16 protein-coding genes are annotated in these 16,825 nt (G+C 72.2%); 6 read left to right on the forward strand and 10 right to left on the reverse strand.

Annotated elements, in window-relative coordinates; all coding sequences use genetic code 11:
* Nucleotides 1–1,040 precede the first annotated feature (1,040 nt).
* The 4 genes from OP04_RS27000 to OP04_RS27015 form a co-directional block, all read right to left on the reverse strand.
* On the reverse strand, nt 1,041–1,985 hold the full coding sequence (locus OP04_RS27000) for a hypothetical protein (protein ID WP_051799117.1): 945 nt from the start codon (nt 1,983–1,985) through the stop codon (nt 1,041–1,043).
* A 205-nt stretch (nt 1,986–2,190) separates the two neighbouring features.
* Nucleotides 2,191–2,547 carry a hypothetical protein gene (locus tag OP04_RS27005; protein WP_033342669.1) on the reverse strand — a complete coding sequence of 119 codons (357 nt, stop codon included), beginning with the start codon at nt 2,545–2,547 and terminating at the stop codon, nt 2,191–2,193.
* Nucleotides 2,548–2,626: 79 nt separating this feature from the next.
* Nucleotides 2,627–3,988, reverse strand: coding sequence for a UDP-N-acetylmuramoyl-L-alanine--D-glutamate ligase (gene murD, locus OP04_RS27010; RefSeq protein WP_033342670.1), 1,362 nt, complete (start codon nt 3,986–3,988; stop codon nt 2,627–2,629).
* Nucleotides 3,989–4,075: 87 nt separating this feature from the next.
* A complete protein-coding gene (locus tag OP04_RS27015) occupies nt 4,076–5,425 on the reverse strand; it encodes a hypothetical protein (protein WP_157240399.1) in 1,350 nt (449 codons plus the stop codon).
* A gap of 185 nt (nt 5,426–5,610) precedes the next feature.
* Between OP04_RS27015 and OP04_RS53615 the strand changes: the two genes are divergently transcribed.
* A complete protein-coding gene (locus OP04_RS53615) occupies nt 5,611–6,768 on the forward strand; it encodes an anti-sigma factor (RefSeq protein ID WP_157240401.1) in 1,158 nt (385 codons plus the stop codon).
* Here the strand turns inward: OP04_RS53615 and OP04_RS50140 are convergent, their stop codons facing one another.
* Both OP04_RS50140 and OP04_RS27030 read right to left on the reverse strand, forming a co-directional pair.
* Nucleotides 6,769–7,374, reverse strand: a complete 606-nt coding sequence (locus tag OP04_RS50140) for a DUF4232 domain-containing protein (protein ID WP_051799119.1) — start codon at nt 7,372–7,374, stop codon at nt 6,769–6,771.
* Between the two features lie 9 nt (nt 7,375–7,383).
* Nucleotides 7,384–8,490, reverse strand: coding sequence for a serine hydrolase domain-containing protein (locus tag OP04_RS27030; protein WP_033342673.1), 1,107 nt, complete (start codon nt 8,488–8,490; stop codon nt 7,384–7,386).
* A 69-nt stretch (nt 8,491–8,559) separates the two neighbouring features.
* On the opposite strand from OP04_RS27030, the gene OP04_RS27035 reads away from it, so the two are divergent.
* Together OP04_RS27035 and OP04_RS27040 are read left to right on the forward strand one after the other, a co-directional pair.
* Complete coding sequence (locus OP04_RS27035; RefSeq protein WP_232323758.1) at nt 8,560–8,973, forward strand: hypothetical protein; 414 nt, start codon at nt 8,560–8,562, stop codon at nt 8,971–8,973.
* Between the two features lie 246 nt (nt 8,974–9,219).
* Nucleotides 9,220–9,888 (forward strand): copper homeostasis protein CutC, encoded by a 669-nt coding sequence (locus tag OP04_RS27040; RefSeq protein ID WP_033342674.1) that lies wholly within the window; start codon nt 9,220–9,222, stop codon nt 9,886–9,888.
* Between the two features lie 587 nt (nt 9,889–10,475).
* Here the strand turns inward: OP04_RS27040 and OP04_RS27045 are convergent.
* Nucleotides 10,476–10,820 carry a nitroreductase/quinone reductase family protein gene (locus tag OP04_RS27045; RefSeq protein ID WP_033342675.1) on the reverse strand — a complete coding sequence of 115 codons (345 nt, stop codon included), beginning with the start codon at nt 10,818–10,820 and terminating at the stop codon, nt 10,476–10,478.
* 53 nt (nt 10,821–10,873) lie between these two features.
* On the opposite strand from OP04_RS27045, the gene OP04_RS52030 reads away from it, so the two are divergent.
* A complete protein-coding gene (locus OP04_RS52030; RefSeq protein ID WP_198153995.1) occupies nt 10,874–11,617 on the forward strand; it encodes a PP2C family protein-serine/threonine phosphatase in 744 nt (247 codons plus the stop codon).
* Nucleotides 11,614–12,024, forward strand: coding sequence for a DoxX family protein (locus OP04_RS27055; protein ID WP_033342677.1), 411 nt, complete (start codon nt 11,614–11,616; stop codon nt 12,022–12,024). Before OP04_RS52030 ends, OP04_RS27055 begins: the two co-directional genes overlap by 4 nt.
* A 56-nt stretch (nt 12,025–12,080) precedes the next feature.
* On the opposite strand, the gene OP04_RS27060 is transcribed toward OP04_RS27055, so the two are convergent.
* Nucleotides 12,081–12,500, reverse strand: coding sequence for a DUF6924 domain-containing protein (locus tag OP04_RS27060; protein ID WP_033342678.1), 420 nt, complete (start codon nt 12,498–12,500; stop codon nt 12,081–12,083).
* A gap of 104 nt (nt 12,501–12,604) precedes the next feature.
* On the opposite strand from OP04_RS27060, the gene OP04_RS27065 reads away from it, so the two are divergent.
* Nucleotides 12,605–13,441: a TIR domain-containing protein gene (locus OP04_RS27065; protein WP_085066800.1), complete on the forward strand. Its 837-nt coding sequence runs from the start codon at nt 12,605–12,607 to the stop codon at nt 13,439–13,441.
* A gap of 1 nt (nt 13,442) precedes the next feature.
* Here OP04_RS27065 and OP04_RS27070 read toward each other — a convergent pair whose 3' ends face one another.
* Nucleotides 13,443–14,396, reverse strand: a complete 954-nt coding sequence (locus OP04_RS27070; protein ID WP_157240405.1) for an isopenicillin N synthase family dioxygenase — start codon at nt 14,394–14,396, stop codon at nt 13,443–13,445.
* A 198-nt stretch (nt 14,397–14,594) separates the two neighbouring features.
* Nucleotides 14,595–16,808 carry an MMPL family transporter gene (locus tag OP04_RS27075; RefSeq protein WP_085066801.1) on the reverse strand — a complete coding sequence of 738 codons (2,214 nt, stop codon included), beginning with the start codon at nt 16,806–16,808 and terminating at the stop codon, nt 14,595–14,597.
* Nucleotides 16,809–16,825: the final 17 nt, after the last annotated feature.

Genomic DNA, 16,825 nt, shown 5'->3' on the forward strand with positions numbered 1-16,825 from the left:
AACCTCGCTGCGCGCCAAGACTCCGCTGGCGCTCCGCTTGCCGCTTCGCATCGGAGCCGGTCCCGCCGTGGCCGGGAAAGAGCACGCGATTCCGGCGTGCTCCCGTCGACCGAGGCGCGTCCCGCACCCAGCGCCGCCCGCCCCGCGCTCACAACCCGAGCCGGCAGCACCCATCCCCACGCCGACGAAATCTGACCCGGGCTCCGAAGATCCAGGTCACGGGCACTCCGTGCCCGAAATTTCATGTTATTGGTTACGTTGGGTGGGCAGGTCGCTGTTCTTGCCTTCGGCGGAATGGTCGCGCTGGCCCGGAAGCACGCCGCGCGCTCCGGCTCCGGGGCAGGATTCAACACCTTTCAGCCGCGCCGCACCCAGGTCCGCGGGTGGCTGGGTGCGTGCGGCCGTCTGCCCCGTTTCCCATCGACCCGGGACAAGCCGAGCAGCTCATCGGCAGGGCCACCAGCTTTGGTCCGGCGGGTGACGGCTTCGGGGTTCTCGCGTTTGGGTGGCCGCTTCTCGCTGATCGGCTGCGGTTCTCGGGTGGTCCGGTTTCGAGGGTGACGTATCGCGGCCCGCCGCCGGGTTCGTCGTGGCCAGGTTCAGGCTTGCGTGACGCTGTTTGCCGCCGGAGCGTTGGTGGCGACCCTGCCGATGATCCTGCACCCCTGCGGGCAGGTCCACGACAAAGACGACAAACAGGGCAGCCAGGCGGTCACTTCTGTGGATGCTTGCGCATTAAAGACAAAACACCCGCCTATCGGCGGGGGCTAAAAGGTGGCTCAAGATCCTTGCATACGCCACCGCTGTTATTTGGCCGGAATAACAGCGGTGGCGTATGCAAGGATCTTGGCTCCCGAATAATGGACGAGATCTCTCGGGATGTGGAAGCGGAGCCGGGACTGCAGCGGCGGACGCATGGCGCGCACCTTATTGAGGGGCCGTGCCGAGGTGGGGCACTGAGGGGCAGAACCTGCGGCGGGCCGCACGGGCGCTCGGCGCCCGAAATTTCGGGAAATAGTGGCCGCGGGAGAGCGGGAGAGTCAGCTCTGGGGCAGGGCGGCCAGCAGGCGCTGCATGGAGAGGATTGTGGAGCGGGTTTCCTGGAGGTAGCGGTCGGCAGCGGATGCGGAGGGGAGTTGCGGGGGTACGGCCAGCGCTGGGTCGAAGCCGATGGTCTCGATCTCGCAGTGGTGCGGCAGGCCGAGCATGCGGATCGCGTCGCAGTGCTGGAAGGGGACGTAGATGGGGGACGTCACGATCAGGAAGCGCTGGTGGGGGCGCAGGGGAAAGCGGCGGGCCCAGAAATCGTAGGTGTCGGGGGTGTGGGCGCGGCGTTTCTCGGGCTCGCTCGACGGGGCAGCCAGGACGTGGACGGTGCCGAAGGTACGGATCGACCAGGAATCGTGGCCGATCGGGCCGTCCTCGCAGGTGACCTCGGGGGCGGCGCTGAAGCCGAAGGAGGCGCGGACGGCGATCTCCATCGCGTCGACCTCGTGGGTGGCGTCGGTGAGGCCGGGCTCGGTGCGCTCGGTGGGAGAGAGCGGGCGGAAGCTGCCGAGCGCGGCCACGGAGGACGCGGTGAGGCCGGCGTGGATCAGGGCGGCGGTGTGGGCGACGCGCTGGAGGCAGGCGCGGCCCAGGCCGCCGAGGATGAGCACGTGGTCGTAGTGGGAGCGGGACGGTGGGCGCGCGGCGGCGAGGCCGAGGGCGGTGGCTGCGTCACGTACCGTGGCGATGGTTTCGGGGGTGAAGGTCTGGGGTGTGACCTGGTCGCGCTCGACGCCGGCGGCGCGGCGGAAGTCCCAGTGGGTGGCGGAGAAGTCGTCGAGCCAGTGGAGAAGCTTTTCCGGCGCGAGGTCCGGCAGGTCTCCGTCGAACGCGGCCACCAGCGCGCGCATCGGGTCCGCGGTGATCCATGCGTGCACCTGGCCGGTGATCAGGTCGGGGTCGCCGGACGGCAACGGCACGGGCGCGAAGCGGGGCACGCTTCTCCTTCACGGCAGGACGGCGGGCGGGTCAGACGACCCTAACGCGACGCCCCGACAGCAGCCGGATTGCGCCCAGCGTGACGACCGGCGGCTCCCATGTTATGCCGCTATTTCCTGAAATTTCGGGCACGAAGCGCCCCCGGAACCCGACCACAGTCAGAACCGGCCCGGGAATGACCCCGGGCCGGAACCGAACGCCTGGTCACATGCCGAGGCGGTTGCGCATCTGCGTGGCCATCGACGGGCGGCGGCCGGTCAGGCGGGCCATCATCGACGGCGGCTTGCGGGACGGCAGGCGCGACGACATGTCGGTCATCATCGCGCGCATCTTCTGCGTCCGCGTCTTCGGCTTGCGCATGGCGCGCATCCGCATCACCACCGCCGTCGCCCCGGCGAGGACCACCGCCGCGGCCGCGACCGGCGCGGGGTTGCGGCGCACGGCCTCGCCGGTCTTGCGAGCCGCCTCGGGCGTGGCGGCGACGGCCTCACTGACGCGACCCGTGCCGGCCTTCCCGTTCAGGACGGGAGTGTCGTGGACAAGGCTGCCGTTGCTGGTCATCACTTACCTCCACGGTGAGATGTGCTCTGCAAGAACCCTTTCCCGATCTCGCACGATCGAACCGTGAGGCAACCCTCAATCACGAACGTGTGGCCTCGATCGCCTCGCGGAACACGCGCGAGCGGTGCGCGAAGTTGTCGTATCGGCCGTAGCTCGCGGCCGCCGGGGACATCAGCACCACGCCGCCGGGCGCGGTGTGCGCGCGCCCGATCCGTACCGCGTCGTGCATGTCCTGGGCCTGGACGGTCGTGACGGTGGGGACGTCGGCGACGAGGGCGAGGATCATCGGGCCGCTGTCCGGGATGCCGATCAGCGTCGCGTTGATCTTGTTTTCCAGCAGGTAGTCGCGCAGCGGAGTGTAGTCGACGCCGCGATCGTCGCCACCCACGATCACGCTCAGCGGGCGGTCCGCGAAGTTCTCGATCGCGTGGATCGTGGACTGCGGGATCGTGGAGAGCGAGTCGTCGACGAACGTCAGGCCGGACGGGTCCGCGATCGGCTGGAGGCGGTGCTCCAGGCCGGCGAAGCCGCGCAGCGCGGCGGCCAGGTCGTCCCGCGCCGCGACGCAGTCGACGCCGAGCGCCTCCAGCGCGGCCAGCGCCACGCACAGGTTGCCCTCGTTGTGCCGGCCGAGCAGCGTCAGATCGGCGCGCGGGAACAGCGCCTCGCCCGCGCGGAAGAACCAGCGTTCCCCGTCCGGGCCGGGCGCGACGTGGAAGCCGTCGGGCAGCCCGGCCGCGATCAGCGGCAGCCCGTCCCGGCGCCCGAACTCGTCCGTCAGCCGCGTGTCGTGCCCGTTGTAGACGACCGCCTCGGCCCCGTGCATCGCAATGTTGAGCTTGCCCCGGAAGTAGGCCGCCTCGCCGCCGAACCAGTCGAGGTGTTCCGGGAACAGCGAGGTCACCACCGCGACGCGCGGAGAATCATCAAGATCTGCGCATTGGTACGCGCTGAGCTCCATCACGTAGGCCGGCGCCTCCGGCATGGCCAGCGCCGCGATGCCGATGTTGCCGCCCAGCGCGTTCGGCCGGCCCGCGCCGGTCAGCAGCGCGTGGATCAAGCTGGACGTGGTGCTCTTGCCCTTGCTGCCGGTCACGCCCACGGTCAGGTGCCGGTGCGCGGACATCCACAGCGCGGTCCCGCTCGTCACCACGCCGCCTTTGGCCCTATGAGCACTGATCCACGGGTGTACGTCCGGAATGCCCGGAGAACGCACGATCACGTCGATGTCCGCCAGCTCCCGGAGCGCGTCCTCGCCGGAGAAGAGCGGCGCGGCCTCGGCGAGCGTGCCCGTCCAGTTCGTGGCCAGGTAGTTCGCCGTGTCCTGCACCGTGATCAACCGCTCCGGCCCGGCCGGCGCGATCGCCTCCACCGCCGCGATGCCCTCACGCCCGGTCCCCCAGACCGCCACCCGGCGTCCCCGCAGCTCCCGCAGCTCCACGTCTCTCCCCAGCGCTCGTGCCCCGGCTCTCCCGGGCATCCCCGCTGAACATAGGACATGCCCCACCGGCCCTGCCGCACCAGGCCCTCAGCCGGCGGTGAGGAGCAGCGCCTCCGGGGTGAGCTTCAGGGCGGCGCCGGCCGCGGCGGAGGCGGAGACGGTGCCGTCGGAGACGGTGACCAGGGTAAGGGTGCTGCGGGAGATGCCCTCGGCGGCGAGCATCGTGGGGTTGCCGGGGTCGCCGGGCGAGGCGGTGGTGTCGCCGCCGCGGACGGCCACCTCGCCGGTACCGTCGCCCTGCGCGGTGACGCGCAGGAACGCGCCGCCGATGCGCTCCAGCGGGACGCCGGCCAGGCCGCCCGGCGGGACCACGGTGAGCGTCTCCCCCTCCGCGTCGACCTCGGCCTCACCGGCCGCGCCCGGGTCGAGTCCGGGAGCGCCCGACGGGTCGCTTCCGGCGGTGCTCAACGGGTCTCCACCGGGCGCGCCGGAAGAGCCACCGGAGGCGGTGGCGCGCGGGACCAGGACGATCAGGCCCTCGGCCGATGCGGGAGCCGCGTCGCCGGTGACGTAGCCGACCAGGTCGGCGCGCAGTTCCGTACCCGCCTCGTAGTGGATCGTGATCTTGTCGCCGTCGATCGGGACGAGCATCAGGCCGCCGCGGGTACGGTCCGCGCCCTTGGTAGCGGACCAGAAGAGCTCCTGCCGGTCCTCGTCGCCGGCGCGGACGAAACCGCCGTCCGTGCCCACGTCCGCCGCGACCTGGAGCAGCACGGCCGAGACGGACTGACCGGCGAGCTCGGGGACGGCGGATAGCGCGAGCTCCTTCTCGTGCCCTTCCGTGGCCTTGACCAGGCGGAACACCTCGCGGGACGGGACCGGGAGCACGCGCCCGGCGGACGAGGAGTTGGACGGCGCGAGCGTGCCGACCAGCTGGACCACCAGGCGTCCGCCGGCCTCGTCGCGGATGCGCAGCGCGCCGTCGCCCGCGACCGGGACGATGAGCGTGCTGCTGGTCTGGCCACCGGCCGCGGCCAGTCGGAACGCGGGGATCGCGCCCGCGGACGACGTCACGGTCACGGCGCCGGCCTGCGTCGCGTCCAGCGCGGAGAAGGCCAGGACCACGGCGGTGGCGGCCTCGGCCACGTCCAGCAGCGACACGTTGATCTCGGCGCCGGGTGCGAGCGGGTCGCCGGAGCGATTGTCGAAGAGCGACTGCGGGCCGGCGGGCGTGAGCCGGTTGGACGCGATCGCGCGGGCCGCGTTGGTCAGCGGCAGGTCCGGGTCGCGGTCGTTGTCGCGCTGGGCCGCCGGTGGCGTGCCGGCGGGCTCACGGTCGTCGGCGAGCAACAGGCGGGTGCCGGCCAGCACCACCCCCGCACCGACCAGCACCGCCACCCCCACCCCGAGGATCCGTACCGTCGCCCGTCGCGCCATGAGACCGCCTCCACATCGGCTTCCACGAACCCCGGACCCCCCGTGCGGTCCGGGACTCGCATACCCCGCCGCACTCAATACGGTGAAAATTCAAAGGCGGTTCTCAATAATCTGCGGGTACGGGCAAAGCCGTGCCATCCCCCGCACGGGTTCGCTGATTCCGACAGCGTCGTATGGTGGCTGGTGTGACCGATGCGGAGCGACCACCCGAGCCGGGGGCACGTCCTGACCTGCCCGGACCCGTCTTCGACATCGAGGACGAGGAACTTCCGGACTTCCCGGACGCGCCGCCGCCGTATCGTCTGCCGTCTCAGGCCCGGCCGCCGATCCCGGAATCCGAGCCGCCCTCCGTCCCGGATGCTGAGACGTACGGGGAGCCGGAGGCGCCGGAGTACTGGGTGGCGCCGCCGCGCGAGCGGGTCGAGTCCGAGCTGGAACAGGGCAGGGGACGCCGGGGCCGGAAGCGCGCCAAGAACCCGGCACAGGGCCTGCTGCCTCCGCTCCCGCCGCCACCCGGGATGCCGCAACCCGTCACGCCACCACCCGGGATGCCGCCGTCCGGCACGTTGCCGCCCGGCACGTTGCCGCCGACCGGCACACCGCCACCGATCGGCTATCTGCCTCAGACCGGGCCGGAGCAATCTGCCGGGCCGGACCCGTATGCCGGTCCCCCGCCTACCGGGCCGGAACTGTATGCAGGCCCGCCGCCTGCCGGGCCGATCCCGCCGACGGCAGCCATGCCGTCGACAGCAGCCATGCCGTCGACCGGACGACTGCCCTCGCCACCACCGCCGGGTCCGCCGCCGTCGCCGGATCCGGTGCCGCCCGTGGGCCCGGTGTCCACGCCGGGTGCACGGCATGCGGAGTCGCGCCACCTGCCCGTACCCTCTGATGGCCCTAGAGGTTCTCGGCGGCCGTGGGCGTTGCCGCTGGCCGCGCTGGCTGCGGCCGCCGCGCTCACCGCGGGGGTGCTCGTGGTCGACAGGGCGCTGACGCCGCCGGATCCGTTCCTGGAGGGCGGCACGGAGTATGCGGCGACCGGGGACGGCGGGGTCTCCGGGACGGTGCGGCTGGTGGCGACCGGGACCGGGACCGGCGTGGTGCTGGAGCCGGAGAACCTGCCTGCGGCCGAGGAGGGCAGCTACTACGCGGCGTGGCTGCAGGCGCCGGACGGGCGGGTCGCGCCGCTCGGGTCGTTCCACGAGCGGCGGACCGGCATCCCGATCTTTCTGTGGAGCGCGGTCGAGCCGGCCGATTTTCCCGAACTGCTGGTGACCGTGCAGTCCGAAAACGATCAGCCGGCCCCGACCGGCACGGTGGTGCTCACCGCGCGCCTGGGCTGATCACCAGGCGATGACGCCCTGACTGGACGGCTGGATCGTGCCGACCTCGAGCGCGGAGAGCGGCAGCTCGGGCACGGTCTGACTACCGCCCTCGACACCGGTGATCTTCGCGACGACCGGGGAACCGCCGCCCTCCGGCGCGACCGTGAGCGTGGTCACGACCGCGCATCCGGCGGCGGCCTTGTCGCAGTTCGTCCACTTGACGCCGGCGAACGCGCTCTCGCCCGGGTCCAGATCGGACGGTGTGGCCGGGCCGGGCTGCGGCACCTCCCGGACGGGCACGGTGAGCGCGCTGTTGTCGGCCGCGAGCAGCGTGAGCTTGGGCCAGCCGCTGATCCGGCACGCGGTCGTGGACGTGTTGGTGATCGCCAGCAGCGCGATGCCGGCCTTCATCAGCGTGGCGTCGACCTTGATGTCCTCGCCCGTGCAGGGGTCACCCGGCACGGCCGCGCCGGTGGCCGCCGTGCTGGATCCGGTGCTGGGCTCGGCCGGGGCAGCCGACTGCGTGGGGGCGGCCTCGTCCGGCGCCGGCCCACGGGGGTCCGAGCAGGCGGTGGCCGTGCACAGCAGCAGCGCCGCGGCCGCGATGATCCGGAGCTTCGTCATGCCCTATCTCTACCCGATCGACGCCAGAACTCCACGGATAAGATTCGTCGCTCGGGTGTCCGGTTTGGAATAGTCGGCGTGGTGCCGGTTCACGACATAGCCGAACGCTATGCCGGTCGACGGGTCGGCCCAGCCGATCGAGCCGCCGAGCCCGGGGAAGCCGAACGCGGTCGGCGAGTACCACGCGTCGGTCGGCATCGGCAGCCCGAAGCCGAGCCCGACCCGGTCCGGGATGCCGAGCACCCGGTCGAGGCCGGCCGCGTGCTCCGCGGTCGCGTCGCGCAGCGTGGCCGGGGACAGGATGTCCCCGCCGATCAGCGCGGCGTAGAAGCCGGCGAGCGCGCGGGCGGTGCAGACGCCGTTGCCGGACGGCCACTCGCCGGTGAGCGCGAGCGGCGCGTTGAAGTCGATCGGCTCGGTGCTCATGATCATGGCGCGGGCGAACAGCGAGTCCGGGTCCAGCGCGGCCAGCGTGGCGGCCTGGCCGGGCATCGGGATCACGGCCGCGCACCGGTCCAGTTCGGACGCGGGCAGGCCGAGGTGGAAATCGAGCCCGAGCGGCGCGGCGATCTCGTCCGCGAAGAACCGTCCGGGGGTACGGCCGTCAGCGCGCCGGATCACCTCACCGACCAGCCAGCCGAACGTGAGGCCGTGGTAGCCGTGCGCGGTGCCGGGCTCCCACTCCGGCCGGGCCTGCTCCAGCGCCGTGATCACCGGATCCCAGGCGAAGATGTCCGCCACCGGCATGCGGGGCAGCGTGACCACGCCTGACTGGTGGGTCAGCAGCCAGCGGACCGGGATGCCGGCCTTGCCGTGCGCGGCGAACTCCGGCCAGTAGTGCGCGACCGGCAGGTCCAGGTCGATGACGCCGCGCTCCGCCAGCAGGTTCGCGCAGGCGGCCGGGACGGCCTTGGTGGTGGAGAAGACGCACTGCAGCGTGTCCCGCCGCCACGGGCTGTTCGTCTCAGGTCGCGCGATGCCGGCCCAGAGGTCCACCACCGGCTCGCCGTGCCGGTAGACCGCGACGGCGGCGCCGGTCTCGTCCGTGAGATTCGCCGCGAATGCCGCCGCGACGCGGTCGTAGCCGGGCGCGACCGTACCCTCGATGATCGTCATGGGTCGTCAGGTTATCCTGACGCCATCCGTCAGGGAACCCTGACGGGCATAGAATTCGTGATCGTGCGGATCGAGATCGCCCTGCCGGGGCATGAGGGCACGATCGAATCGCGGGGCGCCTCGTGTCAGGCGGTCTGCACGTGCGGCTGGGCCGGCGCGGACGACCTGCCCGCGGACGAGACCGGGCGGATGCGGGCGAGTTCGGAGTGGCTGGCGCACATGCAGCCACACTTCGCGGCCGCGCCACCGGACTGGATGCTGGCCCGGTCCGACTCGCTGCGCGCCGCGATCGCGGAGCTGACCACGCGCTCGCCCCTGCAGTCACTGGGCGTGCTGGCGGACGTGGAACGCTGGCAGCGGGTACTGCTGGAGGAGGCGGTGGCGGCGGCACGGGCGGGCGGCGCATCCTGGGTGGAGATCGGGCAGGCGCTCGGGATCACCAAGCAGTCCGCACACGAGCGGTTCAGCAAGCGCTTGCGGTGAAATGCGCCGACGCGGGACGCCAGGCAGGGCGGCAAGGGCACGGCGAGCGGCGCGGGCACGGCGAGCGGCAAGGGATCCGGCCGGACTGACGCGGGTCGACACGGGTGGCCCGGCCCGGCCTGCGGCTGCGGCCGGGCCCGCGGCAGCGGCAGCGGCAACGCTGCGGCTGCGGCTGCGGCTGCGGTAAGTCGGATCACAGGGGCCGCCGGGCGTGGCGGATGCGGCGCATATGGGACCATGCGGCCTATGTCGCGCCCGCTCCTGGAAGTCATCGCGCTCGGCCCCGCCGACGCCCGCCGTGCCGCCGAAGGCGGTGCCGACCGGATCGAGCTGGTCAGCGACATGGACGCGTCCGGGCTCACGCCCGACCCGGCCACGGTCGAGGCGGTCCGCGCGGCCGTCGACATCCCGGTCCGCGTGATGCTCCGCGACCGCGACGGCTTCAGCCCTCGTGATCTGACCGCGTTGCGTCTGACCACGAAGACGCTGCGCGGGGCGGGGGCGACAGAGTTCGTGCTCGGCTTCCTCTCCCCCGGCGGCGGCGTCGACCTGCCCGCGGTCTGCGAGCTGCTGGACGTGCTGGACGGCGCATCCTGGACGTTCCATCGCGCGATCGACCACGCGGCCGATCGTGCGGAGGTGTGGTCGGCGCTGCGCGGTCTGCCGGGTCTGGACTGCGTGCTCACCGCAGGCGCGCCGTCCGGCGTGGCGGACGGGCTGGACGTGCTCGCGGCCGAGGCGGCGGCCGGCGTGCCGGTGCTGGCCGGCGGTGGGCTGCGTCCGGCCCATGTGGCGCCGTTGCGAGCGGCGGGCGTGACCGCATTCCACACCGGCGGCGCCGTGCGTCCGGAAGGCCGCTGGGACCTGCCGGTGGATCCTGCGCTGGTCGCGGAGTGGCGCGCGACGCTGGACTGATCACCGGACAGTCCGTGCCGGCTGGATCTAGCATCCGAGTGTGGCCTCTTTCGGGGGTTCGGCCTGGATCGACCTGGTTCCGGGCGCCCGCCCGGACCGGATTCTGGAGCTGATTCGCGCCCGTATGCCGGACGGCGACCCGGGCGACCTCTACGCAACCGTCGACGGCGACCGCATCGAGGTGTCCACGGGCGGCGACGGCGAGTATCCGGTCGTCGCCGCGCTGGCGGTCGCGGCGATGCGGGAGACCGGCACGGTGCGGCGCGCGCTCGTCGCACTGGACCACGACGAGTACGGCGGCGAATGGGCGGTCCTGTCCGGCGGCCGGCTGCTCCAGCACGTGCTCGTCTACCCCCGTTTCTGGTACGGCCTGCCCTACCGGGGCGCGGAGCCGGTGCAGATCGACCTGCCCGCGGGTGTCCGCTCGCGGGGCAGCCGGTGGTGGGGCCATCTGGTCGACGGCCCTGAGGCGTGGGCCGCGGTCGCGAAGGCCTACGGCGTGGACCCGCGCGAGGTGGAGCGGGCGGCCTACGCGGGGCGGACCGCGCACCCGGCGTTCGGACCGCCACCCGGCGTCGCCTGCACGGTTACCCGGACGAGGACTGAGGCGCCGCCTCGATCTCCACCAGCGGGCTCCCCTCGATCCAGCTCTCCAGGCTTTCGGCCCAGTCGAGGCACGGCACGATCTCGCCGAGCACGCGGGCCCGCTCGGCCGGGTCGGTCACGGGACGGGCGCGTACCGCCAGATCTGCGGTTGTGGTGTGCAGTGTGAACTCCGGGTGGGCGAGCAGGTTCGCATACCAGTCGCGGAGGCCGGGGCTGCCGGTCAGCCACCAGCGGCCCGCGGCCCGGTAGCGCCACGTCTCGATCCGGCGTGGGGCGCCGCTGCGCCGGCCGATCGTGGTGATTTCCACGGTGATCTCGTCGGTCATCCGCCCACCGTCCTGTCTGAAGCGGGCATGAAGTCAATACGCTGTGCGGCATCATGGCTTGTTTCGCTTGCGGAGGAACCGTCGCGCCGGACGGGAACTGCTGGGACTGCGGGCGCGCGCAGCCCGCCTACCGGGCCCGGATCGAGCTGTCCGGCCCGCGTGGCGCGACCGCGGTCAGCGACCGTGGCCTGCGGCGCGGCATCAACGCGGACGCGGTCACGCTCACCGGCGCGGGTCCGTGGACGGTCGCGGTCGTCTGTGACGGTGTCAGCATGACGGCGCGGTCCGAGCGTGCCGCCCAGGTCGCCGCGGACACCGCCACCGCCGTCATCATCGCCCGGCTGGATGCCGGCGATCTGCCCGAGGACGCGCTGACCACGGCCACGGTGCGGGCGGGACGCGCGGTCGCGGCGCTGGCCGAGTCGCCGGCCTGCACGCTGGTGGCCGCGGTCGCGGGCCCGGACGGCATCTTCGTCGCGTGGGTCGGCGACAGCCGCGCCTACTGGATCCCCGGCACGGGCACGCCGATCCCGCTCACCGTGGACGACGCGGACGCGCTCGGCGTGATGACCGCCTGGCTGGGCGGCGGCATGAATGACACCACACCGCAGATCCGCAGCCTGCGGCCGCGCGCACGGACACCTGCTGCTCTGCACGGACGGCCTCTGGCGGTACGGCATCCCGCCGCTCCCCCGCGACCGGGCTCACGGGCTGGTCGTGTTTGCGCTGGAGCAGGGCGGGCACGACAACATCACGGCGCTGCTGGTGCCGATTCTCGAAGGGAACCACCACGATGATCGCGGTCGCGGCGCAGGCGCTGCTCGGACTGATTCTGCTCGCGACCGGGACCGGGCATCTGACGGTGCTGCGTGAGGAGTTCCACGCGCAGGTGCCGACCTGGATCCCGCTGGACGCCGGCTTTGTCGTGATCGCCTCCGGCGTGGTGGAGGTGCTGCTCGGGCTGGCGTTGCTGACCGTGTGGCGGCAGCCCTACCGCGCGATCGTGGGTGCGGTCGTGGCGGCGTTCTTCGTGGCGATCTTCCCGGGCAACATCGCGCAGTTCACCGAGCACCGGGACGCGTTCGGCCTGGACTCGGACCTCGACCGCGGCGTGCGGCTGCTGTTCCAGCCGCTGCTGGTGGTGTGGGCGCTCGCGGCGACGCACGCCGTGAGAACCTACCGCCGGCGGGAGAGCCCGGCGTAGTCGTCCGCGTCGAACGGCACGCCCTTCAGCGACGCGATCGCGGACAGCACCTTGATCTACCCGTCCAGCCCGCCGCACCGGTAGACGCCGTCGGCGTCGACGCTGCGCACGTACTCGTGGAAATATCCCTTCGCGACGAACAGGTTGTTCGCCACGTGCCACAGCACCTCCGGCGCGGAGCGGAAGCGCTGCCCCGGCTCGTCGACCAGGTCCACGACCAGCAGCGGCAGGTCCGGCGACGCCATCGTCACGGTGTCGGCCAGCGCCACCATCTGATGGGCGGGCCGGCGCGGCACCAGCTCGATCGCGCTGACCGGGCTCAATCCGGTGTATCGCGGATCGTCCACGAACGTGAACGCGGCGGACACCAGGTCTCCGCCGGGCGGGTCGGCCACGGCGCTGCGCACCCGCTCCCACGCCCTCGCATCTGCGAAATCGGTACGCACGACCAGCGTGCTCTCGGTTACCGGCAGCATGAACGAAATCTAACAACCGCCTGTCCCCCGCCGGTGGGAAACGGACGACTCCGTCCGGCCCGGCAGTCGACGGGGCCCGGCGGGCATTCGTACCATCTGCGCCCATGAAGCTCTTCCTCAGCTGGTCGAAACCGGCTGGCCGTCGGGTGGCACTCGTTCTCCGGGAATGGCTGCCGATCCTGGTTCCCGGCACGCGGGCCTGGATGTTCGGCGACGAGATCGGGCCGGGACGTCCGTGGGGAGCGCGGCCGTGCGAGGCGGCGGAGAAAGCCGACCTCGGCATCGTCTGCGTCACCGCGGAGAACCTGGACGATCCCTGGCTCGGATTCGAGGCAGGCGCGTTGGCCGGCGCCTGCGGACCCCGGCTCCGGCTGGTGCTGGTGGGCGTGGAGCCGGACGCCCTGCCCGAGCCGCTCGCGCACCTCGGCACCGTGCTCCTCGCGGACTACGGCAGCACCTGGAAGCTGGTGAAGGAGCTCAACCGGGCCGCCGGGGAACCGGTCGCGCACGCGCACCTGATCGGTGCGTTCCAGAGCGCCTGGCCCGAATTCGAGGACGCGGTCGCGCGCACGCACAACGGCTCGATCACGGCGTCGTCGGAGCGATCCCACGGGCACAGCCGCCTCATCGAGCCGTCCGGGATCGTCGTCGACTTCGCCGACGTCGACGCGGTGCTCGGCGTGGTGAGATTTGAGCGGGCGGAGACGGTGGCGCTGCTGTTGAGCAGCGTTTACGGCACCATCGACGCCCACGTCCCGCCGTTCTCGTACGGGACCCGGTGGGAGCTCTACGATCTGCGCACCGGCACGCCACTCACGCGCCTGGGCTCCGCGTGGGCCGTCCCGAACGGCCGCAACGTGGACGATCGGGCGCCGGAGGCCGTGGGCCTGCACGACGGCCGCACGCTCGCCGCCCGCCTCCTCCCCGCGCACACGGGCTGACTCAGTCGAACGAGGCCGCGGCGTCGCGCTCGCGGTAGTAGTCGCCCGCGACCACCGGCGGGTAGTCCGTGCCGCCGCCGACCGGAGGAGCCAGCGGCACGACGGTCCGGTCCATGTCGGACTCGCAGAAGACGATGAGGCTGATCAGCTCCTCGTTCACGTCGGCGTCCGGCGGTGGCAGCACGCGGTGGCGGGTGGAGCGCCAGCGGTCGCCGGTCCAGCGGGCGAGCAGGTCGGCGATGTTGACCGTGAGCGCGCCCGGCACGTACGGCGCGTCCGCCCACGTTCCGTCGAGCGCCTGCACCTGAAGGCCGCCGTAGCCGGGCTGCCGGTCGAGAACGGTGAGGATGCCCCAGTCGGTGTGCGGGCCGACCCGGAACTGTCCCTCCAGCGGCGTGCCGGTGACCGACCGCGGCGGATAGCGGTTGATGTTGAACGTGTACGGCGCCTGCCTGGTCCGCGCCACGAAGTAGCCGGCCTCCAGGCCGAGCGCGACGGCCAGCACCTCCAGCAGCTCCCGGTAGAGCGCCTGCGTCAGGTCGGCGTACGCGGTCACCGGTGCGCGCAGGCCGGGCACCTCGGCCGGCCAGACGTTCGGCGTGAACCAGGCCGGGTCCCCGCCGGGAAGCTCCCGGCCGAGCGTGAAGGTCTCCTTGAGGTCCGGCTTGTCCGCGTCCGCGACCTCGCCGTAGAACGCGTTCACCTCCCGCCCGCAGGGGATCCAGCCGCGCCCGCCGACACCGGTCGCATAGGTGTCCTTGACCGTGCCGGGCAGCGTGAAGAACGTGCGGGCCTCGGCCCGGATCCGGTCCGTGAGCGAAGCGTCGATGCCGTGCCCGCTGACCAGGAAGAACCCGGAGTCGCGCATGGCCTGGTCGAGCCTGGCCGCGAGTGTGACGCGTTCCTGCTGCTCAGCGGCCCGCCATGTGCTCAGGTCGAAGAGGGGAATGTCCATGGCACACCACATCCCAGGTGAGGAGAAGAACCCGTCCTGACGGTACGCGAGGAGCTGTTATGCCGGTGGGGTGGCGCGCTGGGCCGGTGCGCGGTGTGGGCAGCGCGGTCCGGGTATCCGGATCATGCCCTGCCTGGGGAGCGGGAAGATCCAGAGGTGGTCTGGGTCTTCCCGCTCCCGGGGGTGGAGGCCGGGTCGTCAGTGACGCACCGACTCCGACGACGAGTCCGCCGGCGCCGTCTCCGGGGTCTCGGTGACGGTCGAGGGGACCGTGGACGGGACCGTGCGCTCCAGCGCCGCCCCCTCCACGTCCAGCACCGGCAGCCGGCTCAGCCAGGACGGCAGCCACCACGCCGCGCGCCCCATCAGACCGAGCGCGGCCGGCACCGCGATCATGCGCACGATGATGGCGTCGAACAGGATGCCGATGGCCAGCGCGAACGCGATCGGCTTGATCGTGTCGTTGCCCTCCGGGACGAAGCCGGCGAAGACCGCGAACATGATCGTCGCGGCCGCCACCACGACCGGCGCGGCCTGCTTGAAGCCGGTGATCACCGCGTCGCGCGGGGAGGCACCATGCGCGTGGGCCTCGTGCATGCGGGAGACCAGGAAGACCTGGTAGTCCATGGCGAGGCCGAACAGGATGCCGATGACGATGATCGGCGACAGGCTGAGCAGCGGCGCCTCGACGTCGGTGTTGACGATCTGGTTGAGCCAGCCCCACTGGAAGACCGCGGTGGTGGCGCCGAGCGCGGAGCCGATGGTGAGGAGGAAGCCGAGTACGCCGATGATCGGGACCAGCAGCGACCGGAAGACCAGGATCAGCAGGATGAGCGCGAGGCCGACGACCAGGATCAGGTAGCGCGGCAGTGCCTGGTCGAGCTTCTCGGAGACGTCGACGCTGACCGCGGTCTGGCCGGTCACGTAGATGGCGTCGTCGCCGCTGTCGTCCACGGCGTCGCGCAGCTTGTGCACCAGATCCTTGGTCTCCTGGCTGTCCGGTGCGGACTTGGCGATCACGGTGACCAGCGCGGCGGTGTCGTCGGGCCGGGCCCCGCCGAGCGCGGCCAGCGCCACGTCGTCGAGCCCCTGGAACGTACCGATCGCGGTGTTCGCCCGCGCGGTGGCGCCCGGACCGTCCACCAGCACCACCAGCGGGCCGGTGAAGCCGGGGCCGAACTTCGTGGAGATCAGCTCCTGCGCCTTCTCCTGCGTGCTGCCGGGCGGCGCGGGCTGGATGAGCGTGGTCTGCATGGAGAAGAACGGGATGGAGACCACGCCGAGCGCCACGACCGCGGCCAGCAGGCTCAGCGTGCGGAACCGGGTGACGACCGAAGCCCATGTGCGGTAAAGAGGCCGGCTCTGATCGTCAGCAACGACACCAACGGCCCGCAGCTTACGGGGCAGCGCCCGCCGGCCCACGAAACCCAGCACCGCCGGCACCAGCGTGATCGCGATCAGCACGGCCACGACGATGGTGGCGGCCGCGGCGATGCCCATCTCGGTCAGGAACGGGATGCCCGCGATCGCGAGACCCGCCAGCGCGATGACCACGGTGATGCCGGCCGTGACGACCGCGGATCCGGCCGTGCCGACCGCCATCGCGGTCGCGGCCTCCGGGGAGCGGCCGTGCAGCAGCTCGTGGCGGTAGCGGGTGACGATGAACAGCGTGTAGTCGATGCCGACCGCGAGGCCGAGCATGACCGCGAGGATCGGCGTGGTGGACTGCAGGTCGACGAAGCCGCTGAGCGTGGTGATGCCGAGCGCGCCGATGCCGACGCCGACGACCGCGGTGAGCAGGTTCATGCCGGCGGCGACGAGCGAGCCGTACGTGATGGCCAGCACGACCAGCGCCACGACCACGCCGATCGCCTCGGCCGGGCCGCCGATGTCCGCACCGCTCTCCTGGCTGGCCTCGCCGCTGACCTCGGTGTTCAGCCCGCCGTCCCGGGCCTCGGAGACGGCGTCGAGCAGCGCCTCGCGCTCCTCGACCGTGATCTCCGGCGCGGGCACCTCGTAGGTGACCGTGCTGTAGGCCGCGCTCAGGTCCGGCGAGACCGTGGGCTTCTGCGGGTCGAGCGGGTTGCTCGCGCTCTCCACGCCGGGCAGCGCGCCGAGCTTCTGCACGTACGCGGTGATCTGCGCGGCCACGGCCGGGTCGCTGACCTTGCCGCCCTCCGGCGCCGCGATGACGACCTGTGCGGTGCCGCCGGAGCCGCCGCCGAAGCGCTCGTCGATCAGGTCGAGCGCGGTGGTCGACTCCTGGCCGGGGATGCTGAACGACGTGGCCATGGTGCCGGCGAGCGTGGCCGCGCCGACGCCGGTGCCGATAAAGACCAGCAGCCAGACGATGGTGACCGCCCACCGGTGCCGGAACGAGCCCAGCCCGAGGCGATGCAGGAAGGTTGCCATGCCGATGGTTCCTCTCG

Origin of the sequence: Catenuloplanes japonicus, assembly GCF_000717135.1 — a bacterium.
Taxonomy (GTDB): Bacteria; Actinomycetota; Actinomycetes; order Mycobacteriales; family Micromonosporaceae; genus Catenuloplanes; species Catenuloplanes japonicus.